The 13,974-nt window shown below is 65.7% G+C and carries 10 protein-coding genes and 1 riboswitch; of the genes, 4 read left to right on the plus strand and 6 right to left on the minus strand.

The window, feature by feature from the left end; genetic code table 11:
- Positions 1–37: 37 nt before the first annotated feature.
- The 5 genes from EPO41_RS13225 to EPO41_RS13245 are packed head-to-tail and all read right to left on the minus strand — an operon-like array spanning position 38 to position 6,645.
- Positions 38–973, minus strand: coding sequence for a glyoxylate/hydroxypyruvate reductase A (locus tag EPO41_RS13225; protein ID WP_296325747.1), 936 nt, complete (start codon positions 971–973; stop codon positions 38–40).
- A 58-nt stretch (positions 974–1,031) separates the two neighbouring features.
- Positions 1,032–2,669 (minus strand): ABC transporter ATP-binding protein, encoded by a 1,638-nt coding sequence (locus tag EPO41_RS13230; protein WP_296325749.1) that lies wholly within the window; start codon positions 2,667–2,669, stop codon positions 1,032–1,034.
- Positions 2,666–3,685, minus strand: a complete 1,020-nt coding sequence (locus EPO41_RS13235) for an ABC transporter permease (RefSeq protein ID WP_296325751.1) — start codon at positions 3,683–3,685, stop codon at positions 2,666–2,668. Before EPO41_RS13235 ends, EPO41_RS13230 begins: the two co-directional genes overlap by 4 nt.
- Positions 3,685–4,776, minus strand: a complete 1,092-nt coding sequence (yejB, locus tag EPO41_RS13240; protein ID WP_296325753.1) for a microcin C ABC transporter permease YejB — start codon at positions 4,774–4,776, stop codon at positions 3,685–3,687. The genes EPO41_RS13235 and yejB overlap by 1 nt, the downstream gene beginning before the upstream one ends.
- A gap of 15 nt (positions 4,777–4,791) precedes the next feature.
- Complete coding sequence (locus EPO41_RS13245; RefSeq protein ID WP_296325755.1) at positions 4,792–6,645, minus strand: extracellular solute-binding protein; 1,854 nt, start codon at positions 6,643–6,645, stop codon at positions 4,792–4,794.
- Between the two features lie 189 nt (positions 6,646–6,834).
- Between EPO41_RS13245 and EPO41_RS13250 the strand changes: the two genes are divergently transcribed.
- Both EPO41_RS13250 and EPO41_RS13255 read left to right on the plus strand, forming a co-directional pair.
- Positions 6,835–7,761, plus strand: a complete 927-nt coding sequence (locus EPO41_RS13250) for a glycine/sarcosine/betaine reductase selenoprotein B family protein (RefSeq protein ID WP_296325757.1) — start codon at positions 6,835–6,837, stop codon at positions 7,759–7,761.
- A gap of 7 nt (positions 7,762–7,768) precedes the next feature.
- The gene (locus EPO41_RS13255; RefSeq protein ID WP_296325759.1) at positions 7,769–8,962 is read left to right on the plus strand and encodes a CoA transferase; all 1,194 of its coding nucleotides are present in this window, start codon (positions 7,769–7,771) and stop codon (positions 8,960–8,962) included.
- Positions 8,963–9,084: 122 nt separating this feature from the next.
- Here EPO41_RS13255 and EPO41_RS13260 read toward each other — a convergent pair whose 3' ends face one another.
- Positions 9,085–10,395, minus strand: a complete 1,311-nt coding sequence (locus EPO41_RS13260) for an OprD family outer membrane porin (RefSeq protein ID WP_296325761.1) — start codon at positions 10,393–10,395, stop codon at positions 9,085–9,087.
- Positions 10,396–10,519: 124 nt separating this feature from the next.
- A riboswitch (TPP riboswitch) is annotated at positions 10,520–10,649 on the plus strand.
- Positions 10,650–10,698: 49 nt separating this feature from the next.
- Here EPO41_RS13260 and thiC point away from each other — a divergent pair.
- Together thiC and EPO41_RS13270 are read left to right on the plus strand one after the other, a co-directional pair.
- Complete coding sequence (gene thiC / locus EPO41_RS13265) at positions 10,699–12,516, plus strand: phosphomethylpyrimidine synthase ThiC (protein ID WP_296325763.1); 1,818 nt, start codon at positions 10,699–10,701, stop codon at positions 12,514–12,516.
- A gap of 157 nt (positions 12,517–12,673) precedes the next feature.
- Entirely contained in the window at positions 12,674–13,969 is a 1,296-nt protein-coding gene (locus tag EPO41_RS13270) for an MdtA/MuxA family multidrug efflux RND transporter periplasmic adaptor subunit (RefSeq protein ID WP_296325764.1), read from the plus strand.
- Positions 13,970–13,974 lie beyond the last annotated feature (5 nt).

Consider the following 13,974-nt stretch of genomic DNA (forward strand, 5'->3'; position numbering starts at 1 on the left):
TTGAGTGCCACTGGAGTGGCGCGCGCCGATGAGAGGCTCAGTACCCCGTGACCGGGTCGACCGTGTTGAGCAGCGGCTGGCCGATGCGCACGCGCTTGATGTTCTCGATCACGCCGGGCGAGGCGGTGCGCGGGTTGGTGGCGCCGGCGATGTGCGGCGTCACCTTGACCTTGGGATGCGTCCAGTAGGGATGGCTTTCGGGCAGCGGCTCGGTGTTGAACACGTCGAGCGCCGCGCCGGCGAGGTGGCCGGAATCGATCGCGGCCAGCAGGTCGGCGTCGACCACGTGGCCGCCGCGGCCCATGTTGATCAGGTAGGCGCCCTTCGGCAGCGCCGTGAACAGCTTGGCGTCGAGCAGCCCCTTGGTGTCGCGCGTGAGCGGCAGCACATTCACCAGGATGTCGGTGCGGGCGAGGAAAGCCGCCAGCCCGTCGGGGCCGTGGAACGTCTCGACGCCGGGCAGGCTCTTCTGCGTGCGGCTCCAGCCGGCGGTCGGAAAGCCGAGGGCCGTGAACTTCTTCGCCGTGTCCTGGCCGATCGTGCCGAGGCCGGTGATGCCGATGCGGCGATGGATGGTGTCGACGAAATCCTCGGGCTTCCACCGCTTCGCCCGCTGGCTCTCGCCATACTTGTCGATGTCGCGGTGGTGACGCAGCGCGAAGTAGATGGCGTATTCGCTCATCTGACCGACCAGCCCGTCGTCCATGATGCGGGTGATCGGTACGCCGGCCGGGAGCTGGTCGTCGGCCAGCAGGTGGTCGACGCCCATGCCCAGCGACACGATCAGCTTCACGTTGGGGAAGGAGGCGATCAGGCCGCGGTCCGGCTTCCAGGCCAGGACGACCTCGATCTCGTCCTTGTTGCCGAGATTGTCGCGGGTGCGGAAATCGAGTGGACCCAGGCCCGCTTCGAGGACCTTGTTCCAGAGGACGCCGTCGGTATCGCGGCTGAGATAGGCGATAGCGCCGGCCATGCGGTCTTTTACTGGGCGAGCATCGCCGGGTCGAGCCCCATTCCCTCTTTCTTCGCGACTAGGTGGCGACGACCCGGCTGTCGCCGCCGATCGCTTCGAGGTTGAAGGCCGCGGCGATGAGCGCCTGCGTGTAAGGAGTCTGGGGTGCCTCGAAGATCTGGGTCGCCAGTCCCCGTTCGACCACCTTGCCGTGACGCAGGACGACGACCTCGTCGGCCAGGGCCCGCACGACCTTCAGGTCGTGGCTGATGAAAAGATAGGCAAGCTTGTGCCGCTGCTGGAGGTCGCGCAGCAGGTCGACGATCTGGGCCTGGACGCTCATGTCGAGTGCCGAGGTCGGCTCGTCGAGCACGATCAGGCGCGGCTTCAGGACCAGCGCGCGGGCGATCGAGATGCGCTGGCGCTGGCCGCCGGAGAATTCGTGCGGGTAGCGTTCGCGGCTCGACGGATCGAGGCCGACCTCGCGCAGGACTTGGTCGATCAGGACGTCGCGCTCCTGCTTCGTGCCGATGCGATGGACTTCCAGTCCCTCGCCCACAATCTCGCCCACGGACATGCGCGGGCTGAGCGAGCTGAACGGGTCCTGGAAGACGATCTGCATCTCACGGCGCATCGGCCGCAGCTCGCGCTGACCGAGCCCCTGCAGCTCGCGGCCGTCGAACCGGATGCCGCCCTCGCTGCGCTCCAGTCGCAGCAGAGCGAGGCCGAGGGTCGTCTTGCCCGATCCCGATTCGCCGACCAGGCCGATCGTGTGGCCCTCACGCAAGGCGAGGCTGACGCCGTCGACCGCCTTCACATGGCCGACCGTGCGGCGCATCACGCCGCGCCGGATCGGGAAATGCACCTTGAGTTCGTCGAGCCGCAGGATCTCGGGCGCCGCCGGGTCGGCCGCCGCCGGCCGGCCCTTGGGTTCGGCCGAGAGAAGATGCTGGGTGTAGCTGTGCTGCGGCCGGTCGAAGACCTCGGCGACCGGGCCCTGCTCGACGATGCGGCCCTGGGTCATCACGCACACGCGGTCGGCCATCTTGCGCACGATGCCGAGGTCGTGGGTGATGAACAGCAGCGCCATGCCGTAGCGGGCCTGCAGCGACTTGAGCAGCTTCAGGATCTGCGCCTGGATGGTGACGTCGAGCGCCGTCGTCGGCTCATCGGCGATCAGCAGGTCGGGTTCGTTGGCGAGCGCCATGGCGATCATCACGCGTTGGCGCTGGCCACCCGAGAGCTGGTGCGGGTAGGCGTCGAGCCGGTTGGCGGCGTCGGGAATGCCGACCTGCTCCAGCAGTTCGAGCGTGCGCTTGCGCGCCGCCTCGCGCGACAGGCCCTTGTGCAGGATCAGCACCTCGTTCACCTGCCGCTCGATCGTGTGCAGCGGGTTGAGCGAGGTCATCGGCTCCTGGAAGATCATCGAGATCCGGTTGCCGCGCACCGACAGGAGCTCGCGTATCGAGGCGCCGACCAGCTCCTTGCCCTGGAAGCGGATGCTCCCCGTGGGATGGCTGGCGGCCGGATAGGGCAGGAGCTGCAGGACCGACAAAGCCGTCACCGACTTGCCGGAGCCCGATTCGCCCACCAGTGCGACAGTCTCGCCGCGTTTGATGTCGAAGCTGACGCCGCGCACCGCGCGTACCGCCTTGTCGCCGGTGCCGAAGTTGACGGAGAGGTCCTTGACCTCGAGCAGGATGGGATCGTCGCTCACGCCAGCACCTTGCGCGGGTTGAAGGCATCGCGCACCGCCTCGCCGATGAATACCAGCAGCGACAGCATGAGGGCGATTACGAAGAAGCCGGTGAAGGCGAGCCACGGGGCGGTGAGATTGTTCTTGCCCTGCAGCAGCAGCTCGCCCAGCGAGGGCGAGCCCACCGGCAGGCCAAAGCCCAGGAAGTCGAGCGAGGTGAGCGTCGTCACCGACCCCGCCAGGATGAAGGGCAGGAAGGTGAGGCTGGCCGTCATCGCATTGGGGAGGATGTGCCGGAACATGATGCGCGCATCCATCATACCCAGCGCGCGGGCGGCGCGGACATAGTCGAAGTTGCGGCCGCGCAGGAATTCGGCGCGCACCAGTCCGACCAGCGCCATCCAGCTGAACAGCAGCATGATGCCCAGCAGGACCCAGAAGCCCGGCTGGATGAAGCTTGCCAGGATGATCAAAAGATAGAGCGTCGGCATGCTCGACCAGATCTCCAGGAAACGCTGCATCAGGAGGTCGACCACGCCGCCGAAATAGCCCTGCACCGCGCCGGCGGCGATGCCGATCACCGTGCTGGCCACCGTCAGCGCCAGCCCGAACAGGACGGAAATGCGGAAGCCGTAGATCAGCCGGGCCATCACGTCACGACCGCTGTCGTCGGTGCCCAGCCAGTGCTGCCGCGAGGGTGGCTGCAGGGTGGTGCGGCCTTCGCCCTTCAGCACCGTGTCGTAGCTGTAGGGGATCGGCGGCCAGAGGATCCAGCCTTTCTCCTCGATCAGCTTCCGCACTTCCGGGTCGGAGTAGACGGTGTTGGTCGGGAAATCGCCGCCGAAGGTCGTCTCGGGATAGTCCTTCACCAGCGGCGAATAGAAGGCGCCGTCGTAGCGGATGAGGATCGGCTTGTCGTTGGCCAGCAGCTCGGCGAACAGCGAGAGGAAGAACAGCAGGCCGAAGATCGCGAGCGAGATCATGCCGCGCTTGCTGGAACGGAAGGCCGCGAGCCGGCGCCGGTTCATCGGGTTCATCAGCCGCGCGCCTCGAAATCGATCCGGGGATCGACCACCGTGTACATGATGTCGCCCAGGATCCCCATCACGAGGCCGATCAGGCCGAAGAAGTAGAGCGTGCCGAACATGATCGGATAGTCGCGGTTCAGGGCCGCCTCGAAGCCCAGCAGGCCGATCCCGTCGAGCGAGAAGATCACCTCGATCAGCAGCGATCCGGTGAACAGGACGCCGACGAAGGCGGCAGGAAAGCCCGCGATCACGATCAGCATGGCGTTGCGGAAGACATGGCCGTAGAGCACGCGACGCTCGACCAGGCCCTTGGCGCGGGCGGTCAGCACGTACTGCTTGTGGATCTCCTCGAGGAAGGAGTTCTTGGTGAGGAAAGTGAGCGTGGCGAAGCCGCCGATCACCATGGCGCCGATCGGCAGCGCCATGTGCCAGAAATAGTCGAGCACCTTGTCGACGGGCCCCAGCGAGCTCCAGTCGTCGGAGACGAGGCCGCGCAGGGGGAACCACTTGAAGTAGCCGCCGCCGGCGAACAGCACGACGAGCAGGAGGGCGAAGAGGAAGCCCGGGATGGCGTTCAGCACGATCAGGGTGGTCGACGTCGACACGTCGAAGCGCGAGCCGTCGCGCACCGCCTTGGCGATGCCGAGCGGGATCGACACGAAATAGATCAGCAAGGTGGTCCAGAGGCCAAGCGAGATCGACACCGGCATCTTGTCGATAATGAGGTCGACCACCCGCTTGTTGCGGAAGAAGCTCTCGCCGAAATCGAAGACGAGGTAGTTCTTCATCATCAAGAGGAAGCGCTCGCCGACCGGCTTGTCGAAGCCGTACATCTTCTCGATGCGCTCGATCAGCTCCTTCGGCAGGCCGCGGGCGCCGCGATAGGTGCCGCTCGACGAGTCCCCCTTGCGCAAGGTCTCGCCGCCGCTCGAACTGCCGGAGAAGCGCTCCGTGGCGTCGACCGCGGTGCCCTGGATCTGGGACAGCATCTGCTCGACCGGGCCGCCGGGGGCGGCCTGGATGATGAAGAAGTTGATCACCATGATGCCGAACAGGGTCGGCACCACCAGCATGAGACGGCGCAGGATGTAGGCGATCATGGAGCGGCCGGACGCCTACTTCCTGTCGCGCTGCAGGGCGCGGTCCTTGGCCTCGTCGATCCACCAGGTGTCGAAGGCGACCGGGGCGTACTTGGCGCTCTTGGCCGGCCGGTCGAACCGGTTCCAGTAGGCGACGTAGGCGGTGTTGCTGTGCCAGTTGGGCACGACGAAGCTGCTCCACAGCAGCACGCGGTCGAGCGCGCGCGTGACGTTGATCAGGCTCTCGCGGTCGGGCGCGGCGATCAGGGTCTCGATCAGCTGGTCGATCGCCGCATCCTTGATGCCGATCGTGTTGCGGCTGCCCTTGCTGTCGGCCGCCTTCGAACCCCAGAAGTCGCGCTGCTCGTTGCCCGGCGACAGCGACTGGCCGAAGCCGTCGACCATCATGTCGAAGTCGAAATCGTCCTCGCGGCGCTTGAACTGCGCGGTGTCGACCGTGCGCACGGTCATGTCGATGCCGATGCGCTCGAGGTTCTGCTTGTAGGGCAGCACGACCCGCTCGAAGCTGGCGTCGCCCAGGAGCATCTCGAAGGCGAGTTTCTTGCCCGTCCTGGTCTCCGTCATCTTGCCGTCCTTGATCTCCCAGCCGGCCTCCTTGAGGAGGGTCAGCGCACGGCGCGCCAGGTCGCGGACGTTGCCGGTGCCGTCGGTCTCCGGCAGCTTGAATTCCTTGGTGAAGACTTCCTCGGGGATCTTGCCGCGCAGCGGCTCGAGGTACTTCAGCTCGGCAGGCGTGGGCAGGCCCGACGAGGCGAGCTCGGAGTTGCCGAAGAACGAGATGTTCCGCTTGTACATGCCGTAGAACAGGTTCTTGTTCGCCCAGGCGAAGTCGAACATCGTGGCGATGGCCTCGCGCACGCGCTTGTCCTTGAAATAGTCGCGGCGCGTGTTGAAGGCGAAGCACTGCATGCCGGTCGGCAATTCGTGCGGGATCTCGGCACGCTGGATGCGGCCGTCGCGCACCGCCGGGATGTCATAGGCGGTCGCCCAGTTGCGCGCGATGTTCTCCTGGCGCAGGTCGAGGTCGCCGGCCTTGAAGGCCTCGAACTGGACGGTGACGTCCCGATAGTACTCGTAGCGGATCACGTCGAAATTGTTGCGCCCGCGATTCATCCAGAGGTCCTTCGCCCACCAGTCGTCGACGCGGCGATAGGCGATGGAGCGGCCGACATCGAACGAGTCGACCTTGTAGGGGCCGCTGCCCAGCGCGGGCTCGAGCGACACCTTCTCGAAGTCGCGGCTGGCCCACCATTTGGAGGGCAGGATGGGCAGCTGGCCGATGATCAGCGGCAGCTCCTTGTTGGTGTCGTCGCGGAAGGTGAACTTCACCTTGCGGTCGCCCACCTTCTCGGCCTTGAGCACGTCGTTGTAGTAGAAGGCGTAGTTCGGCAGTCCCTTGGACTTCAGGATGTCGAGGGAGAAGATCACGTCCTCGACCGTGATCGGGCTGCCGTCGTGCCAGCGCGCCTGCGGCCGGAGCGTGAAGGCCGCCCACGACCGGTCCTCGGGCCATTCGATCGTCTCGGCGATCAGCCCGTATTCGGTCGAGGCCTCGTCGCGCGAGTTCCAGCAGAGCGTGTCCCAGAGCTGGGTGATGCCGGCCGCCGGAACGCTCTTCACGATGAAGGGGTGCAGCGAATCGAAGGTGCCCCGTGCGCCCAGCCGGACGGTGCCCCCCTTGGGGGCGTTCGGGTTCAGGTAGTCGGGCGGGCCGGCATCGGCCTTGTACTTGGGCTCGCCGTGCATGGCGAAACCGTGACTGACGTGAATCTTGCCCGCCGGCGCCGCAGTCTGGGCCCGCAGAATCGCCGGGGCGCCGACCCAAAGGGCCGCGCTGCCCGCCAATACGCTGCGCCGTCTGATCGCCATGCGATGCGCTCCCCAGCCTGTCCGGTCTCGTTTCATATATAGCGCGACGGAGTTGGGCGGCACTATGGCCGGGGGGTTACATCGGGGTCAGCTTTCCAGCCCCTGGAACACCCTTGCCCGACATATCGTCATGCGAACACCGGCGTCTGCTCGTTTGACTTCGCGCGTCCCAGCGCTCAGTTTTCGACCATGGTCGATACGATAGATTTCGCGCCGGAATACGACGCGCCACTGGAATACATGCGTCGGACTCGCGAGTATTACCTCGCCCTGGGTTACGACAATCCCTATCGCTGGGCGCACTATACCGATGCGCCATTCACGCCCCTGAAGAAGCCGTTGAAGGACAGCACGCTGGCGCTGATCTCGACGGCGGCTCCCTACCAGCCGGACAAGGGCGACCAGGGTCCGGGCGCGCTCTACAACGCCTCGGCCAAGTTCTATTCGGTCTATTCGGGCGATACCGCCCAGGACCATGACACCCGCATTTCCCACATCGGCTACGACCGCAAGCATACGACGGCGACGGACAGCAACACCTGGTTCCCGCTGCCGCTGATGCGCGAGTTCGCCAATCAAGGTCGCTTCAAGCTGGCGGCCCGTTTCCACGGCGCGCCGACCAATCGCAGCCAGCGCGTCACGCTGGAGACCGACGCACCGGAAATCCTGGCGCGCTGCCGCCAGGACCAGGTCGACGCCGCGCTGCTTGTCCCTACATGACCCGTCTGTCACCAGACCGTGAGTCTGGTCGCACGATATCTGGAACGGAACGGCATCCCCACCGTGGTGATGGGGGCGGCGAAGGACATCGTCGAATGGGTGGGCGTGCCGCGCTTTCTGTTCAGCGATTTCCCGCTCGGAAATTCCTGCGGCAAGCCGCACGAGCCCGATACCCAGCGATTCACGCTGGATCTCGCGTTGAAGGTCCTGGAAAGCGCCATCGGCCCGCGCACGACGGTCCAGTCGCCGTTGCGCTGGAACGACGACGGGGACTGGAAGAACGACTACAACAATCTCGAGCGCATGCCGCCCGAAGAGGTCGCCAAGCGGCGGGCCGAATTCGACAAGGTCAAGCAGGTCGCGCTCAGCCAGCGCCAGAAGGCGGGCGTGGCGTAGGAGTGACATGAGCAAGCCGTTTACGGGCGTAAAGGTCGTCGATTTCACGCGTGTGCTGGCGGGCCCTTACAGCTCCTACCAGCTCGCCCTGCTCGGGGCCGATGTCGTCAAGATCGAGTCGCGCGAAGGCGACGACATGCGTTTCGGCACCCGGTCCAACGACTGGGAGAAGCGTGGCCTCGCGGCGCCCTGGGTCGCGGTGAACGGCAACAAGCGGTCGATCACCCTCGACCTCAAGCAGCCCAAGGCGATCGAGGTCGTGAAACGTCTGGTCGAGACGGCAGACGTGGTGGTCGAGAATTTCCGCCCCGGCGTGATGGACAAGCTCGGCATCGGCTACGAGACGCTGAAGACGATCAATCCGAAGCTGATCTATTGTGCCGTGTCGGGCTTCGGCCAGGTCGGACCTGAGTCCAGGACCGCGGCCTTCGACGGCATGATCCAGGCCATGTCGGGCCTGATGTCGATCACCGGTTTCGAGAACAACGGCCCCACTCGGGTGGGCTTCGCCGGCGCCGACGTGATGTCGGGCGCGACCGCCGCGCTGGGCATTGCGTCGGCCCTCTACCAGCGCACGCATACCGGCAAGGGCCAGCTCGTCGACGTCGCCATGATCGATGCCGTGATGGGCTATCTGGCGCAGCAGTTCACCGAGCACATGATGACCGGCCGGGTCCACGGGCAGGCCGCCAACCTGTCGGTGACGCGCAAGCCGACGGGCAATCTCTTCAAGACCCGCGACGGCTGGATCGTGCTCGCCGTGATGACCGATCCGCAGTTCAAGCGGCTGATGAAGGTGCTGGGCCGCGAGGATGCGCTGGACGATCCGCGCTTCGTCGACTGGGCGACGCGCATCGCCAACAACACCGCCCTGCACGAGATCGTCGAAGGGGCGATGAAGACCGAGGATTCCGGCACCTGGATCGAGCGCTTCGCCAAGGCGGACGTGCCGGCCGGCCGCGTGCACTCGATCCCGGAGACGGCGCAGCTCGACTTGTTCAAGCATCGCACCGTGCTGCAGACCGTCGAGACCGAGCATGGGCCGATCAAGGTCGTGGGCTCGGGCTTCCGGCTGGAGCATGGCGGCGGCTCGATCGACCGCCCGCCGGCGACGCTCGGCCAGCACACCGACGAGGTGCTGAAGGAAGCCGGGTATTCTGATGCCGAGATCGCCGAGATGCGCACCGGCCAGGTGGTTTAGAGCGGGTCGGTCGTTCCTTCGTCAGTCATCCTGAGCGAAGTGAAGGATCTCACGCCAGCCACGTAGTCGTCCGGTCGTTCCGTCAGGTCCTTCGCTGCACTTAGGACGACAGATAAGCACTTCTATTGCCGCAGGCGTGGACCTTTCCAGGTCAGCTCGTAGTTCAGCTGCACGCGATACTCCGTATAGGAGGTGAGCGTGTTGTTGAGATACTGATCCACGAAGGCGACGCGGTTGCGCAGGTTGAGGGGTTTCAGCCAGTCCGGCGCGTCCGGCATGGCGTCACCCCGGATCGCAAGCTCGAGATCGTATTCCCAGTTGTTCGACAGCGCGGCGTGCGTCTGCGGATTGACGGCGCTGCCGCCATAGGTCGCCGTCGCGAGGAAGATCACGCCAGGGAGGCCTGCACCCTTGAAGTCGTAGCTCGCGCCTGCGGTCACGGCCATCTCGCCGGCCCTGTTGAAGTCCAGCGACTGCATCTTGTTGTAGCCGATGAAGATGCCGTAGGGGTTGCGCCAGGCGGCGGCCGAGCCGATCTGCGTGTAGGACACGCGGAAGGCCATCGGCCCCCAGAAAGCATCTGCGCGGAAGCCGCCCCAGAAGGTGCTGAAGGGCGTGCCGGTGAGGAGGTTCATGCCGTTGCTGCCCTGCACGGCGAACTGCGCCGCTAGCTGGACGCGCAGGTCTTCGTTCACCCTGATCGTGCCGCCGACATCGCCGTAGCTCGACCAGAGGATGTCCGGGACGAAGTAGGTCGAGGCGCGGGCCTGCAGCTCGTTCATGCTGCCGTACTTCGCGCTGAAGAGACCCATGCCCTTGTTCACGTTCGGCGCGCCGGCCGCTTCACCCATGTTGATGAAGGCCGAATAGTCGCGAGGCTTGATGGCGGCGACGTAGCCCGCGAAGTAGTTCACCGGTCCGAGGACGCCGCGCAGCGCATAGGCCTCGAAGGTCTGGGGGAGTTCGCGGTCGTCGCGCGGATTCACTTCGAGTTCATCGAGATACTGCCGGAACACGGTGGCGGTCTGCTTCTGCCAGCGGACCGAGGCGTAGGCCTGGCCGAGGGTGAAGTAGCCGTAGCCGCCCGGCTTGAGGAGCGACGTGCCATCGGAGGTGGTGTCGCGGCCCTGCGGCGCCCAGACCGGTTGCGTCGTGTAGCCGACTGCGCCGAGCTGCAGCGTGTCGTAGAACCATCCGGTCTGCAGGCCGACCCAGCCGCCGGTGACGATGGCCGCCAGATTGGGCGGCCTCTGATTTTGCCGGTCGAAGAGGTAGCTGCGAAAGTGCAGGACGGCCGTCGCTTCATCGTAGAGGAAACGTTGCAGTTCGGCCTTGAGGCCGGTGTCGGCCGTCTGCGCCCATGCCGTCGCGGGCAGCGACAGGACCGGAAGGAGCCAGCCGGCCGCCGTGGCGAACAGTGTAGCGCGCGACATCGATGACCCCCGCCCTTGCGGTGCCGAAGCTAAAGAGCGGGGGTTAAGGATTTGCGCAGGTTGAGGGACAGTTTACGAACGCCTGGGAGGCCGCTTGTCGTCGGCCCGCGACCGCTCTAGGGTTCGCGTGTCCAAGGGGGGTCCCGTCAAGGGGCTGAGATACCGATGGTCGCCAGTCCAGCTGGCGTCGGCGCGGTGACCCTTTGAACCTGATCCGGGTCATGCCGGCGAAGGGACTGGATACATCCTTTGCACGACACAACACCGGATCTCCGTCTGCCAACCAGCCACGGGAGATCCATCATGGACACCATCGTCACCACCACCGCCCCGACCGTCACGACGGGGCCGCTGCCTGCGTCCCGCAAGGTCTACGCGACGCCCGACGCCGCGCCCGACCTGCGCGTTCCCCTGCGCGAGATCGAGCTGTCGTCGACGGCCGAGCCGCCGGTGCGCGTCTACGACACGACCGGTCCCTACACGGACACCGACGTCGCGATCGACGTGCGCAAGGGGCTCGCCCAGACTCGGCGCGCTTGGGTTTTCGAACGCGGCGGCGTCGAGGAGTATGCCGGCCGCACCATCCAGCCGATCGACAACGGCAACGTGAAGGACTCTGTGCTGCGGCCGTTTCCCCATACGCCGCGGCCGCTGCGCGGTCTCGACGGCAAGCCGATCACGCAATTCGAATGGGCGCGTGCGGGCGTGATCACCAAGGAGATGATCTATGTCGCCGCGCGCGAGAATCTCGGGCGCAAGAAGGTGCTCGACGAGGCCGAGGCCCGGCTGGCCGATGGCGAGAGTTTTGGCGCGGCATTGCCCGCGTTCATTACGCCGGAATTCGTGCGCCTTGAAGTGGCCGCGGGCCGCGCCATCATCCCGACCAACATCAATCACACCGAACTGGAGCCGATGATCATCGGCCGGAACTTCCTGGTGAAGATCAACGCCAACATCGGCAACTCGGCCGTTTCCTCCTCGATGGAGGAAGAGGTCGAGAAGATGGTGTGGGCGATCCGCTGGGGCGCCGACACCGTCATGGACCTGTCGACCGGCCGCAACATCCACGACACGCGCGAATGGATCGTGCGCAATGCGCCGGTGCCGATCGGCACGGTGCCGATTTACCAGGCGCTCGAGAAGGTTGGGGGCGACCCGACCAAGCTGTCGTGGGAAGTCTTCCGCGACACGCTGATCGAGCAGGCCGAGCAGGGCGTCGACTACTTCACGATCCATGCCGGCGTGCGCCTGGCGCACGTGCCGCTGACGGCCAGCCGGGTCACCGGCATCGTGAGCCGCGGCGGCTCGATGATGGCGCAGTGGTGCCTCACCGAGCATCGCGAGAGCTTCCTCTACGAGCATTTCGGCGACATCTGCGACATCATGCGTAAGTACGACGTCTCCTTCTCGCTGGGTGACGGGCTGCGGCCGGGCTGCAATGCCGACGCCAACGACGCCGCGCAGTTCGCCGAGCTGGAGACGCTCGGTGAACTGACGAAAGTCGCCTGGGACAAGGGCTGCCAGGTGATGATCGAGGGGCCGGGCCATGTGCCCATGCACAAGATCAAGGCCAACATGGACAAGCAGCTGCGCGAATGCGGCGAGGCGCCGTTCTACACGCTGGGGCCGCTCGTCACCGACATCGCGCCGGGCTACGACCACATCACCTCGGGCATCGGGGCCGCCATGATCGGCTGGTTCGGCACGGCGATGCTCTGCTACGTGACCCCCAAGGAGCATCTCGGCCTGCCCGACCGCGACGATGTGAAGGTGGGAGTGATCACCTACAAGATCGCGGCCCATGCCGCCGATCTGGCCAAGGGCCATCCCGCAGCCCGACTGCGCGACGACGCGCTGTCGCGAGCACGCTTCGACTTCCGCTGGCGCGACCAGTTCAACCTCTCGCTCGATCCCGCCACGGCAGAGAAGTTCCACGACGAGACGATGCCCAAGGAAGCCCACAAGACCGCGCATTTCTGCTCGATGTGCGGGCCGAAGTTCTGCTCCATGCGCATCACCCAGGACATCAGGGACTATGCCAAGAAGGGCATGGACGAAATGAGCGCCAAGTTCCGGGCGGGCGGCGGCAGCCTCTACGTGGCCGACAAATCGGCCGGGTGATCGCATTTCTGGGGCGTCCGAGGGGTCTTTTCAGCCTTTCGGACGTTTAGACCCCTGTTGACCGGCAGTCGCCTTGCGTCTGCCATTTCAGTGGGGGAGACTCCACGATGCCGGCTCGTATGTGGTTACGGGCTGGTTTTCTGGAGTGTATGGGCGAATGACGCGGCTGCGAACCCTTCTCGGGATCGGTGTCGGCCTGGCCATCGTGGCTGGCGCAGGCTGGTACATTTCGCAGTCCGGCTCTGCGCCGCCTGCGCGGCAAGGACCAGGCGGCCGTTTCGCTGCGGGCGCGGCGGTCCCGGTGGGGGTCGCCACCGCCAGCCAGGGCGACATTCCCATCGTGTTGCGCGCGCTGGGCACGGTGACGCCGCTCCAGACCGTCAACGTGAAGACCCAGATCACTGGTCAGCTCACCGACGTCTATTTCAAGGAAGGCCAGATGGTGAAGCAGGGCGACCTGCTGGCCCAGGTCGACCCACGGCCCTACGACGTGGCGCTGCAGCAGGCGATCGGCCAGCAGCAGCGCGACGAGGCGCTGCTCAAGAACGCGCAGATGGACCTCGAACGCTACCGCAAGCTGGTGCAGCAGGACTCGATCGCGCGGCAGCAATACGACACGCAGATGTCCCTGGTGCGCCAGTACGAGGCGGCGCTGGTCATCGATCAGGCGCAGGTCGATGCCGCCAAGCTCAACGTCACCTATACAAAAATCGTCGCGCCCCTCACCGGCAAGATCGGCTTGCGCATGGTCGACAAGGGCAATTACGTCACGATGGGAGACGCGAGCAGCATCTGCGTGATCATCCAGGTGCAGCCGATTTCCGTGCTGTTCACGATCCCCGAGGATTCCCTGCCGCTGGTGCGGCAACGGTTGAAGACCGGTGAAAATCTCGAAGTCCGCGTGCTCGATCGCGCGCAGAAGAACGAGCTGGCCGTTGGTCGCCTCGATACGACCGACAACGTGATCGACCAGACGACCGGGACCGTGAAGCTGCGCGCGATCTTCGACAATGCCGACGAATCGCTGTTCCCGAACCAGTTCGTGAACGTCCGCCTGCTGGCCGCCACGGTGAAGGATGCCGTCGTCGTACCCGTCGCCGCCATCCAGCGCGGCCAGCCCGGAACGTTCGTCTATCTCGCGAAGGCCGACGATACGGTGGAGATCCGCGTCGTGGAGACCGGTGCGACCGATGGTGACAAGGTGGCGATCCTCAAGGGCCTCAAGGTCGGCGACCAGGTCGTGATCGACGGTGTCGACCGCCTGCGCGATGGCGCCAAGATCCGCAAGCCCTTGCCGGCGCCGCGCGCCTCGGCAGGACCGCCGGTCGCCAACGCGCCGCCCGACGCCCAGGCGCCGGCAGAGGGGCAGCGCCGGCGTCAGCAGGTCAACGGTGGTACCGGAGCGAATCCCGCAAGCGGCGTCGGCCGCCCTGCCACGCAGACCAACCAGTAGAGCGG

It is taken from the genome of Reyranella sp., from assembly GCF_004297265.1.
Taxonomy (GTDB): domain Bacteria; phylum Pseudomonadota; class Alphaproteobacteria; order Reyranellales; family Reyranellaceae; genus Reyranella.